This is a genomic window from Streptomyces durocortorensis, from assembly GCF_016901035.1.
Lineage (GTDB): Bacteria > Actinomycetota > Actinomycetes > Streptomycetales > Streptomycetaceae > Streptomyces > Streptomyces durocortorensis.
This window is the reverse complement of the sequence record NZ_JAFEUF010000534.1, coordinates 1-817: the sequence shown is the minus strand read 5'-3', so window position 1 is coordinate 817 and position 817 is coordinate 1. Positions and strand designations below refer to the sequence as shown.

General features: G+C 77.4%; 1 protein-coding gene. It reads left to right on the top strand.

The window, feature by feature from the left end; genetic code table 11:
- Positions 1-109: 109 nt before the first annotated feature.
- Positions 110-817 (top strand): precorrin-2 dehydrogenase/sirohydrochlorin ferrochelatase family protein (locus JS521_RS35940; RefSeq protein WP_275564255.1); only part of this gene is annotated, 708 nt, incomplete at its 3' end.

Below are 817 nucleotides of genomic sequence, written 5' to 3'. Positions count from 1 at the left end.
CCCCACCCCGTATCGTGTTCCCACCCGGAACCCCCACTTTCCGCACGTCACAGCCGCTCCACCGCCGCAGCGGCCCTACGCAGCACCCGCACGAGGAGCCCGTACCGCCATGGCCGAGCACGCAGACCACACAGGTCACGCCGAGAGCGCAGGTCACGCCGAGCGCACCGACCAGGCCGACCACCCCGCGTACCCCGTAGGACTGCGCCTGCACGGCCGCCGCGTCGTCGTCGTCGGCGGCGGCCAGGTCGCCCAGCGCCGGCTGCCGCAGCTCATCGCCACCGGTGCCGTCATCACCCTGATCTCGCCGTCCGCGACCCCCTCCGTCGAGGCCATGGCGGACGCCGGCGAGATCCGCTGGGAGCGCCGCCGCTACCAGGACGGCGACCTCGCCGACACCTGGTACGCGATCATCGCCTCCTCCGACACCACGGCCAACGACGCCGCCTCCGCCGAGGCCGAACGCACCCGCACCTGGTGCGTCCGGTCCGACGACGCCGAGGCCGCCACCGCCTGGACCCCGGCCACCGGCCGCATCGACAACATCACCGTCGCCGTACTCAACGCCACCCCCCGGGGCCGAGACCCCCGCCACTCCGCCGCCCTCCGCGACGCCATCGTCGAAGGCCTGCGCGACGGCAGCATCGCCGCCCCGCACCACCGCACCCGCGCCCCCGGCGTCGGGGGGGGGGGGGGGGGGGGCCCCCCCGCCCCCCCCCCCCCCCCCCCCCCGCCCCCCCCCGGCGCCCGCTACGTCCGGCTGCCCCCGCCGCACCTCCGTACGCTCTCCGACGCCAGACCCGCCGCCGCGCACAGC